Source organism: Mycolicibacterium sp. SMGY-1XX (assembly GCF_059132455.1).
In genome coordinates this window covers 6,883,316-6,907,726 of record NZ_CP101139.1, presented here as the reverse complement: position 1 = coordinate 6,907,726, position 24,411 = coordinate 6,883,316, and the positions used below count along the sequence as shown (strand labels likewise).

The following is a 24,411-nucleotide window of genomic DNA, read 5'->3' as shown; positions in this document are numbered from 1 at the left end:
CATTCGTCTAACCTAGGTTGGTATGGACGTGTTCGATGACTTGTGCCGTGGGGTTCGCGCGCATGGCTCGCTGTTCGGCAGCACCACCCTGACGGCGCCGTGGGCGCTGCACTTCGTGGACGGTGCACCGCTGACGCTGTGCACCGTCCTGGGCGGCACGGGCTGGATCGTGCCCGAGCAGGGGCCGCCGGAACCCCTCGGCGAGCGCGAGACCGTGGTGGTGCGCGGGCCGACGACGTTCATGTTCGTCGACGAACTCGGTACCCCGGCGGAGCCCATCGCGTGCGGTGAGTTCTGCGCCACCCCCGAGCAGGGCGGGACCCGGCACCGCCTGGGCTGGGCCGATGACGCTCAAAAAATCAGCGGTGCAACCACACTCATCGTCGGCGCCTACCCGGTGCGCGGCGAGATCAGCCGGCCGCTCCTGGACGCCCTGCCTACCGTCCTCCGGGTCGGTGCCGGGGGCACCGGGGATGCGGTACTCGATCACCTGGCCGCGGAGGTGGCGCTGGACATCCCCGGTCAGCAGGTGGTGCTGGACCGACTGCTGGACTGGATGCTGGTGTGCACGCTGCGCGAATGGTTCGACCGGCCCGGCGGGCAACCACCGGCCTGGTGGGCGGCGCAGCGGGATCCGGTGGTCGGCGATGCGCTGCGCCTGTTGCATGCCGATCCGGCCGCGCAATGGACGGTCTCGTCGCTGGCCGATCGCACCGGGGTCTCCCGGTCCACCTTGGCGAAGAGATTCACCGAATTGGTGGGCGAACCCCCGCTGACCTACCTCACCCGCTGGCGGATGACGCTCGCCTCGGATCTCCTGCTCGAGCAGGGCACCGCCACCATCGCTGACGTGGCCGGCTCAGTCGGATACGCCGATCCGTTCGGGTTCAGCGCAGCGTTCAAACGGGTCCGGGGTGTCAACCCGAGCGAATTCCGCCGTGCTTTGGAGCGTTCAGGGGCGTAGCTCAGAAAGCCCGGACCGGCGGCTCGGTCTCGCTGAGTGGAAGTGACTGTCGGACAACGCGTTCGTACTGCGCTCACCCCCGAGTTTCGCCGAAGAACCCGGCGTCAGCGCGGTGTCGACTCCCCATCAGAGGCGCTGACGCACCGCTTGCCGGGAAAGGGTCCGGTCAAGCGGTCATGAGGTAGTTGGCCCCGCCCACGTAGACAACGCCGGGCGGGTTCGCGGTGGTGACGCAGTTGACGATCGCAGCGGCGAAGTCGTCGCCGTCGGCGATATCTCCGGACACCACGGTGAAGTGCACACCGGCTCGGGCAAAAACGGAACGTATTGCATACAGGGCTGTTTCGCCCGCGCGCATGCTCGCGGCCACCGGCGCGTAGCCCTTCGGCACGGCCTTGTTGGGGAAGAAGTGGGCCTGATGGCTGGTCGCGAAGACGATCCGTCCGCCGGCCGGCATCACCGACATGGCGCACAAGGCCAGGCGGCGCTGGGCATCACGGTCGAGCAAGGCGTAGCCCGGATTTGCCTCCAGTTCCAGGCCGCCCGAGGCGTTGAGAATCACCGCGTCCAGCCGCCCGAAGCGGGCCGCGATGTCGCCGATCATCGCGGTGGTGTCGGCTTCGTCGGAGATGTCGGCCGCCAGAGTCGAGGCACGGCCACCCGCATCGCGAATCATCGCCGCGATGGCTTCCGCGCGCCGGGCGTTTCGGCGGTAGTTGACGATGACGTGGGTGTCCGCGTCGGCCAGGCGCCGCGCCACCGAGCCGCCGATGCCCCGGGAGGCGCCGGTCACCAGAACGATCCGTGCGGGTTCGTTTCGCATGTCGAGTTCCTTCCGTCATTGCTGAGGCAATCGGCTCGGGAACCCCACCGTACATCAGAATCTAAGAAACATAAGGACAAAATAAGATCACATTAAGGCGAAAGGCGGGTCACGCCCACTTCGTGATGGCCCACTGTCAGTTCTCAATCTGCGTGACAACTCGTCATTTGGTTTGACAAGAGATGGCAATTTCTCACGGGTTTGGCAATTCGTTAGCGCATCTCACAATCTTGAGATGTCGTCACTGGGACATTTCGCAGGGGCACAGGCCAGCTCGTCATGGATGGATCGGGTCGATTCGAGGTCAGCCCCGGCCGACGCAACTGTGGCTAGCGTTTGGCGGTAGCGGCCAGTTGTCGGCAGCAACGTTTACGCTTTACGACCACAACTTCGTAGCGGCAAAGGTTGTGTCAACGTCTTGTAGGTCTGGCTTTGGATTGGAACTGGCATGCAACTGGCAGAAATCTCACTCAGCAGTTACCGATCTTGTCGCGACACATCAGTGCGGTTCGCTCCAGACCTCACGGTGATCGTGGGTGAAAATGCATCGGGCAAAACGGCGCTCATCGATGCTCTGCGCCTCGTTACATTTCCGGCCTCCGGCCGCCAAACGGCGTGGTTCGCGGCAGATAGGGACCTGTCGTACGGATTAGATGCCGGCACGCCAGTCGATATCTCGGCGCGGTACTCGCAGCTCACAGATGACGAAAAGGGTGTCTATCTTGCTCAACTCGTGGATGCCCACGAAGAGCTGGTTTACACAGCGAGCTTCGCGACGGACGCGGAGGTGCCTCGTCGGAGCATTCTGACTTGGGGAGTGGGTGACGCGAGGCTCGACGATCCGGAGCCCGCCCTGCGGCGAAGAATTGCGCATGTCTACCTGCCACCGCTGCGGGACGCGGTACGTGACCTCGATGGTGGAGATCAGGCATTGCTGTACGACGTACTGCGGATACTGGTGGGGACCGACGAAGATCTGAAGCGTGAGTTCGTCGAGACGGCGAATGGTGCGCTGAAACAGATCGCCGAGCATCGGTTGGCCGTGACCACCAAAGAAGCGATCCAGAGCTTTTTCGCGAGGACGACGCCACCGAACCGCGAACACGTCATCGAGCTCAACGAACGGACGCTAGAACTGCGACGAATTGCTCGACTTCTGCGTATTCAACTCGCGGAGCGACAGGTTCCCATCGGCGATATCGCTGCGACCGGGCTTGGCTACGCCAATCTCCTCTACATCGCGATGATCGTCCTCCAGCTGGTACGCGCGAAGGACAGCGACCTCACTCTACTTTTGGTCGAGGAGCCAGAAGCTCACCTACATCCGCAACTGCAACTGGTCCTGCTCGATTTCCTCCACAGCCACGCAAGGTCCAGTGGCAAATCCATGCCCGGCCCACATGCCGTCGGCAAAGTGCAGGTTGTCGTCACAACTCACTCGCCAGTTCTGGCCAGCACCGTGTCGGTCAACAACGTGGTCGTGATAGCCCGCTACGGCGAACATGCGAATTGGTGCACCAAGGCAACAGCCATCGGGGGCCTTGGGCTTAAAGTCGCCGACCGACGAAAGGTTGACCGATACCTGAACTCAACCCGCTCAGCGCTGCTATTCGCTCGCGACATCATCCTAGTCGAAGGCATCGCGGAGATGCTGGTACTGCCAGTTTGCGCCGAGCGTCACCTGACGACGGTGCCTCTAACAGGCCAGAAAAGCGGCGCAGCCGGTGCTTCGAGTAATGACCACGAAGACGTCGATGCGGAAGCCGCCGAGGCGGCACCTCAAGCAGGGAAGCCGACGTCCACAAGACCCGACCAAGACGACGCTGAGGTTCGAAAAGCGTTACGTCAGTTCAAAAGCGCCACGTTGATAAACATCGAGGGTGTCGACTTCGAACCGTACCTTCGGGTCCTTCTGGACGGTGATCACCCCCGTGTGGATCGGGTGGTCGTCGTAACCGACCGCGATCACACGCACGCAGGCGACACGCGGAAAAGCCACTATGAAGCCACTTTCGACGGCGACGTAGTCGCCGGGAGGTTGATAGTCGTGGTCGGCGGAACGACCCTCGAAGCCGAGATGTTCCGCCTAGCCGGGAATGAGAATGTACTTCGTACTGCCTTCCTAAAGCTTCATCCTAACTCGAAACACCACTGGGACAACGTTGCGGAGAAGGCGAAGGACCTAGATCACGATCAGCGGGCGGAATTGTTCGCGAGAGCAATTCGTGCGGAATCCGCTCAAGAAGAGGTGTACCTCGATGTCGCGAAAGGGGACTTTGCGCATGTCATTGCAGAAGCCCTCGAAGGCAGTAAGGACACCGAGGTAGTGGTTCCCGAATACCTGAGGCAAGCAATTGACGCTGTTGCACACCTGGATTCGCAGGGCTATGAGTGACAGCATCAATGCGCTTGGTCTGAATAGCGAGCAACTCAGAGCTTTAGAGCCAGAGGTGCGGCTGGTCGAAGCAGGACCCGGATCGGGCAAGACCCGTACCGTAGTGGCTCGGTTACGGCAGCATGCTGCTTCGGGCCGCGCAGCCGCCATGCTGTCTTTCACCAATGCGGCTGTTGATGTCGCTCGACTACGGTGCCGCGATGTTCCTTCTCTTCTTGAACCGCCGAATTTTGTAGGTACTTTCGACTCATTCTTCCGCCGATATGTGGTCACGCCAGCGACGGTGCGGTCGTTCGGCAGACCGCCGACTTATTTGATCTCCTGGGACGACCTGCGGGACAGCATGTCTCAGGTGAGGCCGAATTCCGGAGGTGCCGGTGTGCCCTTGTCGAAGTTTGTCTTCGATAGGGGTAGCTGGGGAAATGTTGACGTGGCCCGGCTCAGCAGGTCGGAGAAAACGATGTGGGACAAGCTATCAGATTGGTCGCGGAACGATATTGCGAAAAGAGGCGCCGAACGGGTTGTGGGCCTTCACGCGTCGCTTGTCTACGACACGGCTGAGGCGCGCCGCCGCGCGCTATCAGTGTTGAAACAAGATGCTTCACCTCTACCGCATCTGGCGAGGCGTTTCAGCGAGGTCATCATCGACGAATTTCAAGATTGCGACGAAGTTGAACACGCGATCGTCGAGTGTCTTTTGCAGGCGGGCATCCATGTCGTAACAGTGGCTGATCCGGATCAAGCGATCTACGAGTTTCGGCAAACCAACTCCGAGCTCTACGAGGGGTTCAGGGAGTCCATTCCCGAAGAAAAGCGGGTGTCACTCACAACTTGTTACCGGTCAACCCCTGCAATATGCGGGCTGATCAACAGCCTGAGAAATGTTGGCATGGAGGAGGTAATGCCCTTTCCCGATCATCCTGGGGGCCCCGACCGCATCTTCGTTGTAGTGGGCACCGGACTCAAAGCGGGCGCCGCGGCCTACAAGCTAGTCCAACAGCAAGGAATCTCCGTTCAATCGACGCGGGTGTTGGCGCACCGGAGGTCTGATGCCCGAAGCTTGCTGCGCTCAGGAAGGGAGGCGCCGCGTGGTGTTTCGCAGATGGAGAGCCTGCTAGTCGGCCTGATCGAATTACGCTCGGGGACCGATGTATTGGGTCGAGTTCGAGCAGTTCGTCGAGTGGAGTCGTTTATCCTTAACCAGTTTGACTGGCCGTCGGTCGCCGCGGTTGAAGGCCGAGCCGAGCAGCTAGATCACCTAGGCAGAACTAGCGAATCGCTCCGAGTCGCTGCTAGCTCCTTGCTTAGAGCGTCCCACACGTGGACAGACGCATCGGCATGCACAAAGTTTGTGCGGCAGTCAATCGAGAACTACGCGGTCGGAGCCTCTATTGGTCTCGTTGCCAACCTTGGACGCCGCCTAATTATCCCAGCGCCGGTATGGAAGTACTGGGAGAGCCGAACCGTGGGAGCCTTGACGGACTTTCCCGCCGACGAACTTCGATGGGGACATGTACACGGAGTCAAGGGCGACGAGTTCCAGGCGGTGATCATCGCGCTGTCGAAGGGCAGCGCCGGCCAGTCGCATGTCCTAGACGACTGGCAGAGTGGCTTGAATAGCGAGCAGCGACGAGTTCTCTACGTCGGAGTCAGTCGCGCGGAACGTCTGCTGGTGATCGTGGTTCCGCCGGGTAAGCGCGCGCAGTTAGAGCACATCCTGTCCGTCGAGGGGATTGATTACGAGGTGGTGGTCGCACGATGATCGTCTCTGGGTACTCTGCGGTGATCTCCCGCTGCCAGTTGTGGCCGGTCCGTCGCTGCCCCTAGGAGCGGCCGAGCAGCTAGAACAGTCAGACTGGGCAGCCACGGGACCGCAATAGCCATCGGTGAGTTCATGCCCGACATCGTTGGGCGCGACCGTACACAGCTGATACTTGTGGGACAGGCTCCCGACTTTGACGCCAGTGAGGCCCTGGGCATGCGCAAACCGAGTGGTTGCCGATCTTTCCATATCGAGGTACTACTCGAACTCTGATCAGAGTTGCGGAGTGAGGAGCTAGTGATTTTGACCCACTAGTAGGGCAGACATTTCTGGCCGGCGCATCCGTACTGGTAGGCGTGCCCACGCGACCTAGCCAGAATGACCCCAAACGGGTCGCCGCGTGGGAGAGACGTCGCCAGCGCCTGGGAAGACGGATACAGAAGTTGCGGCATGAGCGGGGTCTCACTCAGGAGCAGCTCGCTTTGAGCTCGGGGGTATCGCGCAACGTGTTGGTAGATGTCGAGCATGGCCGCCGGGGTCTCCTTCATGAGCGGGTCTTCGATATCGCAGCAGCGCTGGGGGTTTCTGCTTCGGAGTTGGTCGAGGGCATCAAGTAGGGAGCCGAAACGGCGGGCTTCTGTTGCTCAATCCGGGAGCGCTTACATCAGGGCCGGGCCTGCGCCTCTGTGGGATGTCCTATTTCGCCGGTTCGAAGCCTCCTGACGGCTTGGCGATGGGCGTCCATCCCTTCCTGTTGCCCGCCGACGCATCGTACCGACTGACTCTTCGCTACATCGGCGTTGTGTCATACGGGCGGTAGACCCTGCCGCCTCCTGCCGCCATGTTGGTGGCGCAGGCAGTGCAAATGGTCTTGTACCACGTGTAGGGCTCGTCTGACACATGCATCCGCGCGGGTTTGCCACACATCTCGCAGATTGTCATCGACCAACGTTCGGCGATGTCGAGCACCGCGGAGAATCGTTCTTGAACCAACGGATCGGTACTAGCTGAGCCTGCGTAATACCGCAGGACGCCGTACTTCTCCTTGACCTGAAGAACCACGTAGCTGGGGTCCAGGGCCAGCAAGTCCTCGTGCACCTCGGTGATGAGTGCAAACCAACCCGGTCCGCAGTCAATCCATCGCCCTCGCCGCGCGGGAATCCGGGAAAGGATCGCTCGCAACGCTGCGCCGTGAGGTTCCGTGGCCTCGGGGAGGTCGTCGTCTGAAACCATCGAATACTCCTGTTAGGCAACGACACTGCGTTGATAATTGGTCGTCATTGTTGGTCCTGGCTCTCCTGGTGGTAGTTAGCCATGTCGTCGGGGAGAAACGATCGGGGTGACACCCGAAACGCCTTGGCGATCTCGTACACCACCTCGATGTTCGGGTTCGCTGCTCCGTGTTCGAGTCTGTAGAGCTGGCTCTGGGAGAGGCCGCGTACACCCCGTCCGTGGTTCTGGTCCATCAAGATCTCGGATAGTGATTTCGGATTGACACGTCGTGAGCGGCCGGTTTCCAAATTGCGAGCCGCATGTGTGGCAAGCAAGTCACGCAGGCGCAAGGAAAAGTGCAGTATGGCCGGATGTCGGGCGTTCGCATTTTCACCGCCCCGCGCGTTCGGTCTCAACAAAATTCTCTTCATCAACTTTTGACTCGGTATTGAACTGAAACGGGCCGTGGTAGTAGCGACTGGCGTCGATTCAGGTTAGCTGTCATGCACTACTAGTAGCACATTAGATCGTGTGGCATGAGAGGTGCCGCGCGGTGGCGCCCGGCCGCAACAGGGGCGTTGCGCAGTTGGCGCGCAATACTTTCAGAGTCGATTACCTACCTAGGTGCGGTGTAGAAGGGGCGCCGTGGATCGTCAGATGTACGTGCTAGAAGTTACCGGTTGCGGTAATTGGTGTATGTGTAGTTTGCCGGAAGCGTCGCAATTCGGCATGCGTTGGGGTCCAAATTTCTAGCCGAGGCCGCGTTTTAGGCCGACGTATGTGACCTGAGGGAAATCAAGGTCGATTCGTTCGATAATGCGCTTCAGTCGCATACTCAGGTCAATATCCTAATCGTCAAACAGCGCCATTCATTGCCCTGCCTAAGGTGAGAGGTGGATCTCGCAGGTTGTTGTTATTATGGAAAACTGCTGATGAAACTCGGTGCGATGCAGCGAATCTGACGCAGGTGTTCGAGTGGCTAGAGGGCGATGCACAAGTGACCCGCTGTCGCGGGAGTTCGGACTGCTCGAGTAACGAGATGATCGGTCGGCGTTCTCAGGCCATGATCCAGACGCTGTATGGAGCGCACGGGCGCGGTGTGAAAACTGCCGGCACGGCGAGGTGTCCGCCCATATGTGATCTGGTTCGAGGGGCTTCATGCGTGCCGCGGCGGCCCGCGAGGTTGCTAGGGCTCACTGCAAACGGTCCGGCGCAGTTCAGATTACGATCCGCTCGGACAGGCTCATTGGAAGCCGACAGTCGTCATCTACGGAGCTGGGAAGGGCCCACTGTTTGGAGCTTCCGGTAGGCCGCAAATCTCAGCGACATGTGCGCTGAGAAGTGCCACGCTAATCCCGTCGATGAAGCCGAGCCGTCGACGGCCGCGGAGTGGCGTGGTCGCGGCGACCGCGCCCGTGCTCAGGCCCGGACGCGGTATGTAGACCACCTGAGCTCAGCTCTGCGCCAGGGGGGATCGACGATGCCGCGACGGCCGCGAAGCTGACGATCCAGGCATTGACGGTCTGCTTCCTAGTGGTTACCACCGCAGGCGACGTCGGGGGCTCATCGGTTCTGGCAGCCAGCGTTTCGTGAGGTAGCCAAGCTTGATGCAGTGGGAGGCGCACCGTCAATCCGGGTTGCAGGTTGCGCCCTTCGGCACCGTTGGTGGAAGCAGGGGCGTTCGTCGTGTTGGGGTTTGGCCCACTTAATGCGGCGTGCCGGGTGGTCTACGTTGTTGAACAGCCGACTCGGCGTGGGTTCGCTTACGGAACCCTCGAGGGCACCCAGAGTCGGAGGAGAAGTACTTCGGTGTAAGCGTCGATTCGGCAACGGAGATGGTGCATGCTGAGGTGATCACCTTCTCGCGACCAGGTACCTGGTGGACCAAAGTTGCACTCGCCGGTGGCAGCACTCGTACAGCGCCGCATTACCAACCCATACCTTCGCGCAGTGGCAAGAGGGCTTTACTAGTAGTGACGAACGCAGTGGGGAGAGCCTCGCCGCGGCCCGCTGGCGCCGAAGTCCGTCGGCCACCACGGGGACATTACTATGCGTGACCGCATACCTGATTCCGCTCAGCGCCGTAACCTAACTCCCTGTGAAGAAGGTGGTCGTTAGCGCGCAGGCGATCAAGCGGTCGGTACGGAAGTCAACGCGTGCGTCCTACCGATTGTCTGGACGCGAAGTGCCGACTCCTTACGTTCGTAGTGAGGCAATTTCACAGTTTCTCGAACAGCACGCCGCGAGAAGCCGTGGCTGAGTGCGGAGCCGCAAGAACCCTCAAATCCGGCCCGACCACACGTCGTCGTTCAGCTGGCTCAATTTCCGCGAGGATGACGCGTCTGCATAGCGAGGTCGCACCACGAGCCGCAGATCCCGTCGGTAATTGAGACTTCCTCGCCAACGGTGCGCGGAGCTAGCTATTCCGAGGAGCACTACTAGTAGGACATACTGGAGTTGCGCTGAACTGATGGGATTGCACCGGCTGAACTTGTATCAGAAGCCGACACGTTGTGGCGTCGCCAGTCTGCTGCGGTTCAGCAGACGGGAGTGCCTGGAGATGTCGCCTATGACAGTGCGGACCCTGCCGCTTCGGGTCACCCCGGTTGAGGGTGAAGCACTCGACTCCTGGCTCGAGTCCACCGCCTCGCGTCACGAAGTCGTCCTCGGCGACATCACGAATTGGTGTGACATGGCACCCCGGGGCTCGGCTTCATGGCTGTACTCGGTGACCAGGAGTGAGCGCGAGAAGATCGCCACCGCAACAGGTGCGAGCATCAGCATCGTTGACGGGATGACTCCGAAGCAACAGGGTCAAGGCAGCGCAACTGGCACGGCGAGTCTTGGTGAATTGCGAGCGTCACCGTGGGGGTGGCGTGCAGATTCCCGCTTCTGTCCACATTGTCTCCGCAACAACGGCGGCCGGTGGCTACTGTCCTGGCGACTGAATTGGTCGTTCGCCTGCATCAGACACCACGCCATGTTGATAGAACGATGTCCTCGCTGCGACGGCTATCAACGCCGTCGGGCGCACCCAGCGGCGTACATTCCGGCTCCTGGGCACTGCGCCTGTTGGGTCAAGGCGGCGCACCCGGTGGAGCCATGTGGATTTGATCTGACCCAGATCGCGCCGGTGGATCTCCCGCCGGCTCACAGGTTTCTCTCGGCCCAGGCCGCGATCAATGCGTTGCTGGCGGGCCAGCCCACAAACTTCGTGGTCTACGGGGGCCGCGAGCCAGATGCAGTGTCGGTGATCCGAGACCTCAAATGCCTCGTCCGCTGGATTGCTTCAGGCACGAGTGCTGACGCGAGAAAGGATCCCTATTTACTGGGGTTAGTCCTGCAGTACCACACGGACTGCAGAGACCTCTGCCTCAGTAGTCGCGACAACGCTCTCATCGGTACCGCACTCCCCGTCACGTTGGCGATCGAAGCTCTAGGCGCTCCAAGCGTATTCGAAGCCGTGGCGAGGTTGGAGTCAACGATGCTGGCCACCCGTCGAGGTGGTTTCCTGCGACTGCACGACCCGGTCCGTGACCTACTGACACCTGAAGTGTGTGCGGTCTACGACGATGCATTCCGCAGGGCGCGTGAACAGTGGACGTCGCGACGCAGACGGTGACGACGTCCCCGTCCGTCATGCTTATATTCACCGAGCGGGAGGGGTCTGGGGTGGGCGTGCCGTCGTCGGCGGTGCGGTGGCGCTAGGTGAGTCTCAATAGGTGGTAGTGGCTTTCTGCTTTGCATCACTGCTAACGAGCCTCTGTCGGGCAACGATGGCATTCACCGTTCGCATGTCGGGAAGCTGGACTACGCGCCTCGGCCTGCGTCTATACCTGGGCAGTTTACCGCCGGTGGAAAGTTTACCGCCTACGGTAATCTTCAGCCGGATCGCATGTTACGACACCGCCGTAAGTTGGAATTGGCATCATTCACAGGGCATTTCATTGCCTCGAGCGCCATTGTGTGGCGCCTATCCTGGTGACACACTGGATCGACATGCTTGTGCATGAGGTGTCACGATGGCTAGCGACATTGTTGTTGACGTCGACACTGCGGTCCTGACGTTTCGACCCGCGGTGGGTGACAACCGGTCCGTGGAAGCCGTGACGGCGGTTGCCGGCGACCTCTATGAGGGCCGGCCGATGCGGGTGTTCCGTTGGTACAAGGGGCAACGTCACTATTCCGGTGAGTACTGGTCGGCCACAGAGCGCGACCTGGTGCCGCATGAGTCGCGTCTGGAAAAGGCGGCACTCATGATCGCCGACTTTGACCCGACGGTGCATCACATTGTCGCTCAACCATTCCTGTTGCACGCGCACGTCGGCGACAAATGGGTAAACCACACACTCGACTACCTACTGGGCACCGACGAGGGCCCCGTAGTAGTCGACGTTGTACGGGCGGAACGACTCGAACACGAGAAGACGCAACGCTTGTGTGCGTGGACCCGAAAGGTTGTGCAGGCCATCGGCTGGTCGTACCTGATCTTCACCGAGCCATCCCACGATCTGCTGAACAACGTGCGGTTCCTCTCGGGGTATCGCCGCGATTGGCTGATCAACCAGGACATCGTTGCCGAGATGCGCCAACGTTGTCCTGAGATGGCCGCTCTGGCCTTCCACGATGCAGAACTGTTGTTCGCTCGTCACGATGCCCGGCTGGTGCGTAGCTCACTCCTGCATTTGTTGTGGTGTCACGACCTGACCTTCAATGTCGCCGAACGGCTCCGTCCCACCACAATTCTGGAGACTCCGTCATGACCACGCCACCTCCTGTCGACCACGGCGAAATCTTCATCAGCGCCACCTTCCGCAGCGCCTGCACAGCACTAGGGATTGCCCTGCTGCCCGCGTCGCCCACGATGGGTACTCACAGGGCGACGGCGGTCGAACCCTTCTTTGAAACACTTCGTTCCTCCGACGAAGCCGAACACATCTGATGGCTTCTGACCCAGTCCGTATCGGGAACGGCACCCGGTTCCGTTGGGACGGGGACTACTTCGAGATTGTCGCCCTGTACTGCGACGAATGGATCGCCGAGGTCGCCGCCAAAGACCTCCGCGCCGACAGTGTGCACCGGTTCGCCATGGTCGAAGTGCTGTACTCCAGCCGAGCCTGCATCCTCGGCGAGGACCTCATGCCCCTGGATCACGAGCAGCAGGATCCGGTCAGCGTGCGCTGGGAAGCTGCCCAGGAATCCGACCGCCGAACTGCGCGGGAGCAGGCTGCCCACCTCCGGGAACTGCAAACCGGCTATCGCTCGGGCAGTGCGGAGACGGCGGCCCCGGGGGAGCCGCGCGCTGCCTACCGGCCCGGTCTACCCATGAGACAACGTGTGTCGGCCAAGTGTGAAGAGATGCAGGTGAGCCCACGGACGCTGTACCGGTGGCGTGACCAGTATCAACGGTTCGGCGAGGCCGGGCTGATTCCCAAGCGGGCCGTCGCACCCGGGTTGGGCAGCCGCCAGGATCGACGCTGGCTGGAGACGGCCCGCGAGGTCAAGGCCGAGTACACCTACATGTCGAAACCGACCAAAACCTTGGTCATCGCACACACCAATGCCCGCGCGAACGCACGGTTCGGGCTCGAAGGCATTCAACTGCCTTCGGACGCCACAGCCAACCGAATACTGGTGCTGGAGGACAGGTCCGAGCCTTTGTTCACAGGATCCGCGAAGCACATCCGCGACGTCGCCGGCAGACCGCAAGGTGTGTACGGAATGTTGGTGCCGACACGCCCCGGCGAGTATGTCCTGATCGACACCACACGGCTGGACGTGTACGCCATGGACCGTGCCACCTTGCGCTGGGTGGGCCTGGACCTCACCGTGGTGATGGATTGGTACAGCCGATGCATCATCGGTCTGCGGTTGACCCCGACCACCCGGGCAATCGACGCCGCTGCCTGTATCTACGAATGCTTCCATCCCAAGCCAGCGGGACCAGGATGGCCGCAGGAGGCCCTGTGGCCGGCGCACGGCCAGCCGCGCAACATCCTCGTCGAGCACGGCCACCTCGACTCCGGCAGCGTGTTCGCGGCCACCCCCGCCATCTTCCCCGACAACCTCGTTGTCGATCACGCCAAGATCTTCGTCGGGGCGCATCTGCACAGCGTGTGCCGGGCCATAGGTACCTCGATCGCACCGGCGCGCCTAGGGGTGCCCTACGACAAAGGCCCAGTCGAACGGTTCTTCGAGACGCTACGTGCTGGGTGGTTGCAGGAGTTGCCGGGCTACAAGGGCTCAGACGTCTACTCGCGCGGCATCCACCCGGAGAAGGACGCCACCTTCTTCATCGACGAGATGGAAGCGCATCTGCGGCAGTGGATCGCCGTCTACTATCACCACAAACCCCACGACGGTATCGGCGAGACCGGCATCTGGAATTTAGGCATGTCACCCGCCCGGATGTACGCCCACGGTATCGCCCGCGCCGGGTTCATCGAGGCACCCCGCGACCCCTCGCTGGCATACCAATTTCTCGACGTGAAATGGCGACACCGGCAGGCTGCCGGGTTCCAGATCGCCAACCGCATCTACTCAGGTGACATCCTCGACGGCTACCGGACGGGGGAGCCCAGCCCTTATCCCGCCAAGGGGCACCGGTGGCCCATCCACGTCAACCCCGACGACGTCCGCACCGTCTACTTCTTCGACGACAAGTTCACCCATGACTGGCAACCGCTGCACTGGAACATGACCAAAGCCATGGAGCTACCGCTGGCCGAGGACGGGCTGAAGTTCGCCGAAGCCCTGGTGCGGCTCGGAACAGGTCCGGTCGACCAAAGGTTGGCGCTGGCCGCGCTCCTCAAGCGCCAACACCTCGACCCGGCCCTTGATGGTGATGCGCGCAAGGCTGCGCTGCGATTGGCCCGCGAAACCTCCGCGCTTGCAGCGGATTTAGAGAAGGCAACCGCGGAGCGGGAGCAGCTCAAGCGCCGCGCCGACAAGACGGCAGCCGCGCCGCCGATGACGTCGATCGAGGCGTTCGAAGACGAACTGGACGACGACGACGAGGACACCTTCGACGACGGACCCGTCGCCGACTACCGCGTGATGGAGGACCTCTGATGACTGACGACACCGCCATGGCCGGCTTGGACAACGTCACCCTCGCCGGCAAAGAAGGATGGAACCAGTATGTGAACGCCCCCAAACGCGAACGCCCCGAACAGCTCTCGATCAGAAGAATCCACAACCTCAGCGAGGACGCCGCCGACGAGTACCTCGTTCGGCGCTGCGACTGGCATAACAACATGCGCCTTTTCAAGACGCCGCAGAGCGAGGCCGTGCAGCGCAAACTCCAGATCATTCTGGAAGCCGACACCAAAGACGGGTGGCGTACCAAAGATGCGGTCGCGATTGACGGTAATCCCGGCCTCGGCAAGTCACAGACCCTATTCGCCGTCGGGCGTGCATTCCAGAAACTCCAGATCAAGCGCCACGGCGAACTCACCGCGGCCGGCGACCAACGCAATTCTGTACTACGCATTGGGATGCGCGGCAATACCGGCATGACCGCGTTCAACCGCGCGGCGTGTGACTTCTACGGCCATCCCGGACGGCGGCCCACCGACGTCGACGAGTACGGCCGGCGCGCACTGCAACTCATCCGGTTGTGCGAAACCCGACTGCTGATCGTCGACGACATCCACTTCCTGCAATGGCAGCGCGACGGCGGCATCGAGATCAACAATCACTTTAAGTTCATCGCGAACGAATTCCCGGTGACCATCGTGATGGCGGGCATCGGTATCGCCGAGCGGGGGATCTTGAAGGCAGGGACCATTCAAGAACCTCTCGCCCAGACGCTTCGCAATACGACAACGCTGCCGTTCTCCGCCTATGCGAAGGGCACCCACGATTGGGCGGAACTGATGGTGAACATCGAAGATGAAATCGTGCTGGCCCATTCAGCTAAAGGTGTTCTGCTGCAGAATGCAGACTATCTTCACGACCGCACCACCGGGCACATCGGATCAATGATGACTCTCATCCGGCGCGCCTGCGCCGCGGCCATCATCGATGGCACCGAGAGGCTCACCAAGAAACTCTTCGCCTCTATCGAGATCGACAGTGCCGCCGAGCTTGCTTACCAGGAGATACTGCGAGCTCACGGTTCTCGACCACGCTCAAAGCCGCTGCTTCAACACTATGAACGTGCCGCTTGCGCAGGGTAATCGGCGTTATGACCCGTACGCTGCCGCTGCGCGTCGCTCCGTTGCCTGGGGAGGCCATCGACTCCTGGTTGGAGTACACCGCCGCCCATCGGTACAACGTTCCGTTCGGGGATCTGGTCGAGGCGTGCGGCCTGCGGTGTCAGAACCCGCCAAAATGGCTGATCTCGCTGAGTCAGGACGAGCAGATCGCGCTTGCGACAGCGACCGGGGTTGATACCACGGTATCAACAAGATTGACTCTCCAACGGTTCGACGGGACCGCGCTACGGATCGTCCCGGGCACGTCAACGTTGGACAAGGCATTCCCCTTCGGCGTCAGGAGCTGGTCTCGGTACTGTCCAAGATGTCTCGGGGAGACAGCCGGCCGGTGGCAGCTGAGCTGGCGCCTCGGGTGGTCTTTCGCATGTGTGTCACACGAGATCCTTCTCGCCGACTCATGTACGGAATGTGGGCGCCGGCAACGAAAAGTCCTTGAGCCCTACAGCTCGGTTCCAATCCCAGGTAGGTGCTCGGGTGCCATCCCGAGGACCACCGCATGTGCGCACAACCTGTCTGCGGCTGCAGAGCTAACCTTCGCGGCTCGACCCGACGTCGTAACCGCGCAGGACCTAATTCTGCGAATTATCGACGACGATCGAGCCAACTTCCCGGTGTACGGGGACCGACCGATCTCAGCGCATCGGGCGCTCGCCGACCTGAAGGCTCTGATTGCACGATACTTCTCGTATGCGGCCGGAAAGGGCTTGGAGGACGTAACGGAGCAGACGGCTTCGCAAATTGCGTCCGCTCCGCTTCGTTCATGGCTAAAGGAGCACAATTTTCCGCGCAATCCCTGCTTTCTTTGGCCGCCTGATGCCTCCTTTCAGATGGCGGCGGCTGTAGCGTGGGCACTGTCCGTAGTGAACGAACCGACCATAGATGCGGCCGCCGAACGCGCGCGAATTGTGGTCACCGGGGATGGCAGAATCCGCCATGGGCTTGAGCGCGAGCTGAGCCGGGACAACGAGCTGATGGGTGCATTACTAATCAAGGCGCACGGAAAGTTCCTGAGTCCGCTTGCGTCGCTGCGATGCCGCGCAACGACGGTCAATCCTGGGCTGCCAAGCAAGGCACATACTCGTCTCGGTGATCTTGTGCCTCGCGTAGCCGCGACGTTATGGCCGCCGTGGACCGTCCGGCTGATGGGTCCTAGGCAGGTCGTTCGGCCCCGCCACCGCGAGATGATGGCTGCGGCACTGCTTCTCGTGGGAACCGCCGCGCCTGTACCTCAGGTTCTCCGGGCAATCGGGCTGAACGTTCCGCCGTATCGCATTCGCATGAGTCTCCAGGAGCTGCACGAGGCCCCCAGGGGAGATGTTGTCTATGCCGCAATCACACGCCTCAGCGACTTTCTTTGCTCGAACGGCTCGCCAATCGAGTATCAACGTCGCCGTGATCTCGACTATGGAAATCTCTTGAGCGATGACGCATGGGCTGAGATTTGTTGCGAAACAGGCCATGGTCAGACTCGGATGCGCCGCCAAGCAGTCGCGGCTCGCGCATACCTCTTCGAGCGGCTCAGCGCTCTAGCGATAGATGACCGCCGAGCTCCGTTGCGGATCGACCAGGTTCGATCGAATGTGGAGGCGATCAGAGCGTTTCCGTTCTGGCTGTCGACTAGTCTTGCAGAGCGATTGGAGCGCGAGGCCTGCGCGTTCCTGACTGAGCAAGGAATTCGGGAGCCCGTTAGTTGGTGTCCTCCTCTAGGCATCGTCAACGACCTCGACCTACCCGGCATAGACCTCGAATCTGTTGACGCTTCCGCGTTGCGACGAGCAGGTCTTCGACCGTCCGCCACAGTCAGCCGTCTGGCAGCGCAGTTCGACATCAGCAGTTTTGCCGTCCGTCACCTCCTTGCCATGCATCCCATCGATCTTGTGTCGGTACGAAACGCGAATTTTCCCGTTTCATCACGATGGGCTGACACGCCGGCTGCAGCTGTCTCTTAACGCGGTCATCGACAGCCGTGATTGCTCCCCGAGTCGCCGACATCGGGGCAGATCAATGGCTAGAATGACCTACTAGTAGAGCGTGTACGGAGTGGTACGCGAGAAGTCGCAAGTGGAGAAGACTAGAGGCTTGGCCAAGATGCGCAAGGGCGCCGCGGTAATCGCGATACGGCTGTTGCCTTCGGAACGGGACCAGTCATGAGTGGTGGTTTCCATTCATGTCATTCGAGTCAACCCGTCGTTGCGTCACGTCGGACGTGGCGGCGGTGGGCAGATGTGTCCGCGCTCTTCATTGGCGTCCCTGACAAGGACTGGGCCATGGACCGAAGCCTTATCGTCGACAGGGCTGGGGACCCGTGGACCCGAGACGTGGGCCGAGACACCGAGTTCCCATCTTCCGACGAGGCAGAATTGCACTGAACTCGTGGAGATCGCCATCGTCTACTTCCTCGCCGGGGCCGGCTTCGGGTCTGGATCTGTCGGCGGTGTCATGGGGTGAAACGGTACGAAGCGAAGGGAAGGTAATAGGCGATGACCGGATACGAGGAGGGGAAGCGCAGAGCCAAGGCAATATGCGCGGCGCGCCGAAGCAGCGGGCTAGCAGGTGCGAGCAGCACTGCTGTCACGCGTGCCGATCAACTCGCGTACGCCCGTGGAATGATCACTGCTGCGGAATTGGGTGAACGTGTCAGACGCCGGTACGCCGGCCGGCTAGCGCAGTGGGTCCCGCTCCGGCGTTGCGCACCGGTTTGTCTTCAGTTGCGCCTCGGCGTGACCATTCACGCGCCCCTTCCCGGCAGCCACCCGTTGCGCCTTCACCGGCTCGCCGTGAGACGCTGTTCCGACCAATTGGGCCCGGAACTACCTCGAACGAATGCCGCGCACGCCGATCCGAGAGAACACTGCTCGCTGATGCCTTGTCAGGAGCGCTGCGGGTCATCGGCCTCGCTCACGTTGTCCAGTTTGTGAGGAGCTGAGTGGCCAAGTCGGGCAAGGCCCGCTGCCAACTCATGAATCTGGAATTTGACTGCTAGTCCTAATCACCACAGGCCCTTGCGGGAGGTTGCGCGCGAAAGGAATCCGCTTCAACTAAGACGGCGCGCGGGCGTTCGGTGCGGCGTGCGCAGCCCGGCGGCGACCCGCGGTGCCGAAGTTCGACATCAGTTGCGCGGCGCGACGTTACACTCGGTCTGTCGCCAAGACACGTTCCTGCGGGAACCCGCCCGTTGGCAGTGCCAGCTGCCAACGGGCTTTTCCGTGGCAGCGACGCCCTCTCTGAACGCTTGCGGCGCGGAGAGAAGGTCGTCGCCAATCCAGGCGCCGTTAGCTACCCGCGCTAGAAATGCGACCGAGGAGGCGACTGCCCGGCCTGCAGCATGTCGGTCTGAATGTCCGCGACGAGGCTCTCGGTGCCGGCGACTGCCTCGGCGGCGCTGGGGCGCGAGCCACGACACGCTGGGGAACTCATCGACCAGGGCGACGTACTCGCCGTCCTCCGGCGACCAGGACGCATGAAATGTGTGATGCTGGCCATCCATCGAAACCCTTCCTCCAAACGAGCAACAGCATCGTCACTGCACATCTACGCCGATACGTCGTGCTCACCGCCGTTCGGTGAAGACGCCCTTCGCGCTCACGTGAGCACGACAACCGTCAGATACACGCACGCCAGCACGGGCAACGCCGGAGACCACCATAGTGCCCGTCGCACTGCTGCATTAGCGCTGCAACGAGCAAACCAGAAGGCCGTCACCGCAAGAAGAATTAACCCCGTGACGCCGGCGGCGGCCCAGGCTTCCACCGGAAACGCCGCCACCACCAGCATGACGGTGGCCAACCACACCAGATAACCCCCGACCATCCCCAGCCCGGACGCAACACCTTTGATGACTCGCGACGCCCTCACCCCACCACCGAGCCCCACCGTTCTTGCAGTCGCCGTCTTTTACCTCGAGCATCTCGGCACGTGACCCACCACAGGTGCAGCATCACGCCGCCACCGCGCACGCCAGGAAAAAGTACGAGCCACAACCTCCGCTCGCAAATGATCTATCTCTACTCACGCGGCGTCGAGCTGGGCATCATCACGCACTTCAGCAGCTGTCCGTTCCTATCTGAAGTCCTGAACGAGGCCATGTGGCATAACTTCGGAATCAAGGGCAAGGTGCTCGTGGTCGAGTCCAAGAAGAGCATCCGCAAGCGCCTGGGCGTGAGTCCTGACCACTTCACGCGGTGATCATGTGGCTCTACGTCGTGCTGCGGCCGATAGAGGCCTTTCCATCATCCGACGACGAGCCTGAGCCACCTGCTGCGCCACTCACTTCCGGGCTGATGGGGTCAAACTTCTGACGTTTTCAAATATCTCTGCGGCGACGTGTAACGGCGGGGAGAGCGCACCGCTATATTCCTGGCAACTAAGGAGTCGAGGTATCCACCGGGGGGAACAGATGACAAACCCGTCGTCGCAATACGAGCAATCCGTGGCATCGGCGAACGGTGGTGACGTCACGCCTCCACGACGCGGGTTACCCCTCATAATCGCGGGCGTCGTCGGGTTGATCTTGCTCCCAGTGGGTGCGCTTCTTGGTGGACTCGCGATGTATCTCGGGTTGTTGTTCGGGATCATTGGGGCAGCGCTACTGGTCTTCGGCATCGTCCAGTTCGCGAGCAAAGGAATCGACGCGATGACCACCGCCCACAGTGTCAGCGGTGATGTATTTCCCCAGTTTTGAGGGGTTGTCCGTCACGTATTCCTCACCCGCCGTCGCGTAATTCCCGACTTATACGGGTGTCACGGCATGGTGAGTGGAATTGCAGCCCGTAGCGTGTCGTAGCAGACCGGAGGAATGACTCACGTAATTCCTGTCGCCCACGGTGCGGGTTGACCCTGGCGGGGTGTGTCACCCCTCCGGTCTGCGTTCGCGGTGTGACTGAAGACAGGCGTGACCGCAGGCTGCTGTGAGAGGTACTTGAAGTCGGATTGTCCGCCGCGGATTCCCATCCATTCGGCGAAGGGAACCCAAGTTCATGATCGTCATCGGTATCGATCCGCACAAGTCCACACACACCGCAGCAGGTGACCAACCCCCCACCGACGGTGCGCGGTGCATCGATCATGTTCGCGCTGCAGAAACCTGACACACTGCGACGGTCAGCCCTCGTCGATCAGTGCCCGAATATGCGCCGCGGCATCCTTGGCCGCGATGGCAGTGCCCAAACCGACGACGTCGGCACCGGCGTTGAGGTAAGTCCGGCAGTCGGTCAGCATGATGCCCCCTGTCGCAACGAATTTTGCCTGCGGGTACGGCCCCCGCATCGCGCTGAACCAGCCGGGACCCAAGGGTGCGGCCGGAAACACCTTGACCCATGAGCATCCGGCCCGCAGCGCGGCATCGAGTTCAGATGGCGTCGCGATCCCCGGCAGGTGCGGGATCCCCACTTCGCTGTGGGCGTCGACCAGGTCGGCATTGAATGCAGGGCTGACGGTGAAGTCGGCGCCAGCGTCGAGCGCCGCGCGCATTGTTCCTACCGAGGTGACGGTGCCTGCCCCGACCACTCGGTCGCGCGCGCGACCCGCCTCGACCGTCGCGCGTAGCGCGTCGATCGCTTCGGCATCCTGCACGGTCACCTCGAGCACAGTGACGCCCGCATCCCAGGCTCGCTCGGCGAGGTCGAGCGTTTTGGCCACAGAAAGGCCGCGGAAGATGGCCATCACCCGGCTACCGGTGAAGATGTCATCGAACGTCATCGGTACTCCTCATGATCGGCGACGTCGGCAGTGGTGGTCAGTGCGCGCGCGGCGAACTGGTGCCCACGCTGCAGCCGTCCCAAGGCGTTTAGCCCGTCGAAGTCGGCTGTCAGGTAGCCGGCGGCGAACGCGTCGCCGGCGCCGACGGCTTCGACGACTTCAACGGCGGGTGACGGCGCGAAGACACAGCCGTCGTCGTTGTACTCGGTGGCGCCGACGTCGGCGTCCTTGACTATCACACGGGCGACGTCGGGAAAGAGATCCCGAACGTCATCAGGGGTTGTGCTGTGCCACAGCGTGTTCGCCTCGTCGAGGCCCACAAATACGATGTCGGCGCGCTGGGCGATCGGTCGCAGCACCGCGGCTGCGGTGGCGGCGGGCCATAGAGTCGGGCGGTAGTTGACGTCAAAGGCGAAGCGAGCGGGGGAGTGGGCGATTGCGTCGACCAGCCGATGGCATGATTCGGATAGGGCGACGGTGATGCCAGAAGACAACACCACGCCGATATCACTGAGGTTGACGCGGCTGAGCACTTCGGGGTCCAAGGTGGAGGCAGCTGAGCCGCGACGATAGTAGAAGACCTGCGTGCAACCGTCCTCGACGGATTTGAGGTAGAGCCCGGTTGGGTGGGTCGCGACGCGTTCCACATGCTCGACGAGCACCCCAGACGCGGAGATAGCGTCTAGTAGTCGGGATCCCATGGGATCGGCGCCGAGCCGACTCAGCCACGCTGCCGTCATGCCGGCGCGTGCGGCGTACATGGCGACGTTGGATTCGGCGCCCCCGGCGTGCATACGGAAATTGGTGGCGGTGCGTAACGATTGGGGATCGACCGGGGTGATCATCGCCATGGTCTCCCCGACGCACAACAGATCAATGCTCATCGCTGAACGGGGGGGATCAACCGGTACGGGGTGGCGGGGTCGCTGGCCACGGTCTTGACGGCTTCGGCATACGCGGCATCGACGTAGGGCTGTAGCCGGTGATTCTCGATGAGCGATGGCCGTGCCTCGGTCCAGAACTCATCGGCAGCGGCGACCACGCGCCGCTTGGTGTCGGCGACCGACGGGTCAGCGTGCCGGCCGTCTCGGAGCAGGAATCGTCCAGCCACCATGACGTCGGTGACATCTCTGCTGCGCGCCGAGTAGATGGTCTGGCTGATGACGTCGTTGTGTGGGACGAACGAGTAGCTCGCCGGGTCGAGAAATGTCAGGTCGGCGGCGCCGCCTGGTGTGATGGTGCCGTCATCTGGCCGGCCGATGGCCCTTGCGCCTGAACGGGTGGCCGCAGTCAGTACTTCGGAGGGCGTCAACCAGGCCTGTGGTTCGGTGGAGGCCAGACAACTCAGGGTTGCTGCGGCCTTGCTCACCTCGAACATATCCAGCGCGTCATTGCACGTCAGACCGTCAGTGCCGAGCGCGACGTTGACACCGGCATCCAGTAGGTCACGGACCCGAGCCACTCCGCTGCCGAGCTTGACGTTACTGACCGGATTGTGCACTACGGTGGCGCCGGCCTCGGCGATCGCGGCGATGTCGGCGTCGTCGATCCAGATGGCATGCGCGATCATGGTTTCCGGTCCCAGGAGGTCTTCGTCGAACATGAAGCGGATCATCGACCGTCCCCCGAAGAGCGCCGGGCCGTGCGCGCGTTGGGCCAGCGTTTCCTGGATATGTACGTGGAACCGAGCGTTGTACTCACGGGCCAGACCGACCAGCTGGTGCAGGAACTGTGGCGAACACCGTTGCGGGGCCGACGGGCTCACCATCAGTTGCACGCGCGTTGAGTGTGCCCACTGCTCGAACAGATCGCGGTAGAGCGCTACCGCGTGCTCGGGGGTGTGGGGGGGCCGGTCCAGCGTCGCGTCGAAATCCGCGGGCGCACCGCGCAGCGGAATGCTGCGCCGCCACGGGCTGTCCTCGACCATCAGGCTGACCGTCGCGCGCATGCCGCTGTCGTCGTAGGCGCGCAGTACGGCCGACACGGCCTCGGGTGTCATCCGAGGGTGTATCACGTCATCGGCGACAGAAGTGATGCCGTTGCGGATCATTTCGTGCGCGCTGGCCAGCGTCCGGTCGTACAGGGCGTCATCGTCGAGGCCGCTGCCCAGTGGGGCGTGTGGGGAGTTGGCCAGGATATAGGGCTCCAGTGGCAGTCCCCAGCCGGTGCCCTTGAGATAGAGCTCGTGGTTGTGGGCGTGGGCGTTGACATGACCTGGCAGCACCAGGGCGCCGTCCATGTCGATGACCTCGCCCTCATCAGGCAGCACCCCGGTGGGTTCCACCGCGGTGATGCACCCGTCGGATAGTGCTATGTCCTTCAAGACCGGCCATGCGCCGCCGTCGGTGATAAGCCGCAACCCGCGCAACAGCATGGTCATCGGCGGAGATCTTTGGCGTCGGGCAGGTAACGCTCAGCCGGGTGTTGTTCACGCCAATGGTCGGCGATGTCGAGGCGGCGCGCCACCCATACCTCCGAACGTTGTGCTGCCTCGGTTACTCGGTCCAGGAACCGCTCGAGATCGGCGGCGCGGCCAGGCCGGCCCGACAACCGCAGATGCAGACCCACGTTCATCATTCGCGGCTGGTGCTTTCCTTCGGCCAGCAGGAAGTCAAGAGCGCGGCCCAGGTAGGCCGAGAAGCTCTCCGACTGGAAGCCATAGGTGTTGACGTAGCGGCCGTCGTTGTTGTCCAACGTGTACGGAATGACCAGGTGGGCAGTGCCGTTGACGTTCACCCAGTAGGGCAGGTCGTCGCCGAAGGAGTCTGAGTCGTAGTCGAAGCCGCCTTCTTCGACCACCAGGCGGCGCGTATTGACGCTCATGCGGCCGGTGTACCAGCCGGTGGGGCGGGAGCCGGTGGCCTGCTCATGTAAGGCGATCGCTTGCCTCAGGTGCGCCCGCTCGTCGTCCTCGCTCATCTCCGCATAGTTGATCCAGCGCAGGGCGTGTGAGGCGATCTCCCAGTCCTGCTCCAGCACCGCCGCGACGATCTCCGGGTTGCGCTGCAGCGCGGCGGCGATGCCGAACACTGTCACGGGCAGCCCGCGCTCGGCGAACAGTCGCTGCAGACGCCAGAACCCGACACGGGTGCCGTACTCGTACTGCGATTCCACGTTGATGTTGCGGATGTTGGCCAGCGGCGACGTCGGTTCCTCGGTCAGGAATGCTTCGGACTGCCGGTCCCCGTGCAGCACCGAATTCTCGCCGCCCTCCTCCAGATTGATGACAAACTGCACTGCCAGCCGGGCGCCGCCGGGCCAGTTGGGGTTGGGTGGGGTGGCCCCGTAGCCGCGTAGGTCGCGGGGGTAGTCGGACAGCTGAGTCATCGGACTCCTTCG

Annotated in this window: 20 protein-coding genes and 3 pseudogenes; 15 read left to right on the top strand and 8 right to left on the bottom strand. The window is 62.0% G+C overall.

What is annotated here, in order from left to right:
• Positions 1 to 22 precede the first annotated feature (22 nt).
• Positions 23 to 964 (top strand): cupin domain-containing protein, encoded by a 942-nt coding sequence (locus tag NL241_RS32960; RefSeq protein ID WP_487690100.1) that lies wholly within the window; start codon positions 23 to 25, stop codon positions 962 to 964.
• A 166-nt stretch (positions 965 to 1,130) separates the two neighbouring features.
• On the opposite strand, the gene NL241_RS32955 is transcribed toward NL241_RS32960, so the two are convergent.
• Complete coding sequence (locus NL241_RS32955) at positions 1,131 to 1,787, bottom strand: SDR family oxidoreductase (RefSeq protein WP_487690102.1); 657 nt, start codon at positions 1,785 to 1,787, stop codon at positions 1,131 to 1,133.
• 448 nt (positions 1,788 to 2,235) lie between these two features.
• Here NL241_RS32955 and NL241_RS32950 point away from each other — a divergent pair, with 448 nt between their 5' ends.
• The 3 genes from NL241_RS32950 (at position 2,236) to NL241_RS32940 (ending at position 6,561) form a co-directional block, all read left to right on the top strand.
• Entirely contained in the window at positions 2,236 to 4,182 is a 1,947-nt protein-coding gene (locus NL241_RS32950) for an ATP-dependent nuclease (RefSeq protein ID WP_494396217.1), read from the top strand.
• Entirely contained in the window at positions 4,175 to 5,944 is a 1,770-nt protein-coding gene (locus NL241_RS32945; protein WP_494396216.1) for a UvrD-helicase domain-containing protein, read from the top strand. The genes NL241_RS32950 and NL241_RS32945 overlap by 8 nt, the downstream gene beginning before the upstream one ends.
• Positions 5,945 to 6,300: 356 nt before the next feature.
• Positions 6,301 to 6,561 (top strand): helix-turn-helix domain-containing protein, encoded by a 261-nt coding sequence (locus NL241_RS32940; protein ID WP_494396215.1) that lies wholly within the window; start codon positions 6,301 to 6,303, stop codon positions 6,559 to 6,561.
• 172 nt (positions 6,562 to 6,733) lie between these two features.
• On the opposite strand, the gene NL241_RS32935 is transcribed toward NL241_RS32940, so the two are convergent.
• Both NL241_RS32935 and NL241_RS32930 read right to left on the bottom strand, forming a co-directional pair.
• Positions 6,734 to 7,177 (bottom strand): hypothetical protein, encoded by a 444-nt coding sequence (locus NL241_RS32935; RefSeq protein ID WP_494396214.1) that lies wholly within the window; start codon positions 7,175 to 7,177, stop codon positions 6,734 to 6,736.
• Positions 7,178 to 7,221: 44 nt separating this feature from the next.
• On the bottom strand, positions 7,222 to 7,587 hold the full coding sequence (locus NL241_RS32930; RefSeq protein WP_494396213.1) for a helix-turn-helix domain-containing protein: 366 nt from the start codon (positions 7,585 to 7,587) through the stop codon (positions 7,222 to 7,224).
• A gap of 1,234 nt (positions 7,588 to 8,821) precedes the next feature.
• Between NL241_RS32930 and NL241_RS32925 the strand changes: the two are divergent.
• The 9 genes and pseudogenes from NL241_RS32925 to NL241_RS32885 form a co-directional block, all read left to right on the top strand.
• Positions 8,822 to 9,213 (top strand): annotated as a pseudogene (locus tag NL241_RS32925) (DUF1990 family protein).
• 413 nt (positions 9,214 to 9,626) lie between these two features.
• Entirely contained in the window at positions 9,627 to 10,778 is a 1,152-nt protein-coding gene (locus NL241_RS32920) for a TniQ family protein (protein WP_494396212.1), read from the top strand.
• Between the two features lie 475 nt (positions 10,779 to 11,253).
• Entirely contained in the window at positions 11,254 to 11,919 is a 666-nt protein-coding gene (locus NL241_RS32915) for a TnsA-like heteromeric transposase endonuclease subunit (protein WP_494396211.1), read from the top strand.
• On the top strand, positions 11,916 to 12,098 hold the full coding sequence (locus NL241_RS32910) for a hypothetical protein (protein WP_494396210.1): 183 nt from the start codon (positions 11,916 to 11,918) through the stop codon (positions 12,096 to 12,098). The genes NL241_RS32915 and NL241_RS32910 overlap by 4 nt, the downstream gene beginning before the upstream one ends.
• Positions 12,098 to 14,227 (top strand): TnsB C-terminal domain-containing protein, encoded by a 2,130-nt coding sequence (locus NL241_RS32905; protein ID WP_494396209.1) that lies wholly within the window; start codon positions 12,098 to 12,100, stop codon positions 14,225 to 14,227. The genes NL241_RS32910 and NL241_RS32905 overlap by 1 nt, the downstream gene beginning before the upstream one ends.
• The gene (locus tag NL241_RS32900) at positions 14,227 to 15,336 is read left to right on the top strand and encodes an AAA family ATPase (protein ID WP_494396208.1); all 1,110 of its coding nucleotides are present in this window, start codon (positions 14,227 to 14,229) and stop codon (positions 15,334 to 15,336) included. Before NL241_RS32905 ends, NL241_RS32900 begins: the two co-directional genes overlap by 1 nt.
• Before the next feature lie 8 nt (positions 15,337 to 15,344).
• A pseudogene (locus NL241_RS32895) lies at positions 15,345 to 15,752 on the top strand (TniQ family protein); the annotation flags it as partial.
• Between the two features lie 483 nt (positions 15,753 to 16,235).
• Positions 16,236 to 17,324, top strand: a complete 1,089-nt coding sequence (locus NL241_RS32890; protein WP_494398459.1) for a hypothetical protein — start codon at positions 16,236 to 16,238, stop codon at positions 17,322 to 17,324.
• 531 nt (positions 17,325 to 17,855) lie between these two features.
• Positions 17,856 to 18,026 (top strand): annotated as a pseudogene (locus NL241_RS32885) (antitoxin VbhA family protein); the annotation flags it as partial.
• Positions 18,027 to 18,957: 931 nt separating this feature from the next.
• Here NL241_RS32885 and NL241_RS32880 read toward each other — a convergent pair.
• Positions 18,958 to 19,167, bottom strand: a complete 210-nt coding sequence (locus tag NL241_RS32880; RefSeq protein ID WP_494396207.1) for a hypothetical protein — start codon at positions 19,165 to 19,167, stop codon at positions 18,958 to 18,960.
• Between the two features lie 201 nt (positions 19,168 to 19,368).
• Here NL241_RS32880 and NL241_RS32875 point away from each other — a divergent pair, with 201 nt between their 5' ends.
• The gene (locus NL241_RS32875; RefSeq protein ID WP_494396206.1) at positions 19,369 to 19,560 is read left to right on the top strand and encodes a hypothetical protein; all 192 of its coding nucleotides are present in this window, start codon (positions 19,369 to 19,371) and stop codon (positions 19,558 to 19,560) included.
• 211 nt (positions 19,561 to 19,771) lie between these two features.
• On the top strand, positions 19,772 to 20,056 hold the full coding sequence (locus NL241_RS32870; RefSeq protein ID WP_494396205.1) for a hypothetical protein: 285 nt from the start codon (positions 19,772 to 19,774) through the stop codon (positions 20,054 to 20,056).
• A 419-nt stretch (positions 20,057 to 20,475) separates the two neighbouring features.
• Here the strand turns inward: NL241_RS32870 and NL241_RS32865 are convergent, their stop codons facing one another.
• Genes NL241_RS32865 through puuE form a run of 4 tightly spaced genes read right to left on the bottom strand, consistent with a single transcriptional unit; the run spans position 20,476 to position 24,399 of the window.
• Entirely contained in the window at positions 20,476 to 21,072 is a 597-nt protein-coding gene (locus NL241_RS32865; RefSeq protein ID WP_494396204.1) for a bifunctional 4-hydroxy-2-oxoglutarate aldolase/2-dehydro-3-deoxy-phosphogluconate aldolase, read from the bottom strand.
• Complete coding sequence (locus NL241_RS32860) at positions 21,069 to 21,956, bottom strand: sugar kinase (RefSeq protein ID WP_494396203.1); 888 nt, start codon at positions 21,954 to 21,956, stop codon at positions 21,069 to 21,071. The genes NL241_RS32865 and NL241_RS32860 overlap by 4 nt, the downstream gene beginning before the upstream one ends.
• A complete protein-coding gene (locus tag NL241_RS32855; RefSeq protein WP_494396202.1) occupies positions 21,953 to 23,452 on the bottom strand; it encodes an amidohydrolase family protein in 1,500 nt (499 codons plus the stop codon). The genes NL241_RS32860 and NL241_RS32855 overlap by 4 nt, the downstream gene beginning before the upstream one ends.
• Positions 23,449 to 24,399 carry an allantoinase PuuE gene (puuE, locus tag NL241_RS32850; RefSeq protein ID WP_494396201.1) on the bottom strand — a complete coding sequence of 317 codons (951 nt, stop codon included), beginning with the start codon at positions 24,397 to 24,399 and terminating at the stop codon, positions 23,449 to 23,451. Before puuE ends, NL241_RS32855 begins: the two co-directional genes overlap by 4 nt.
• Between the last annotated feature and the right edge of the window lie 12 nt (positions 24,400 to 24,411).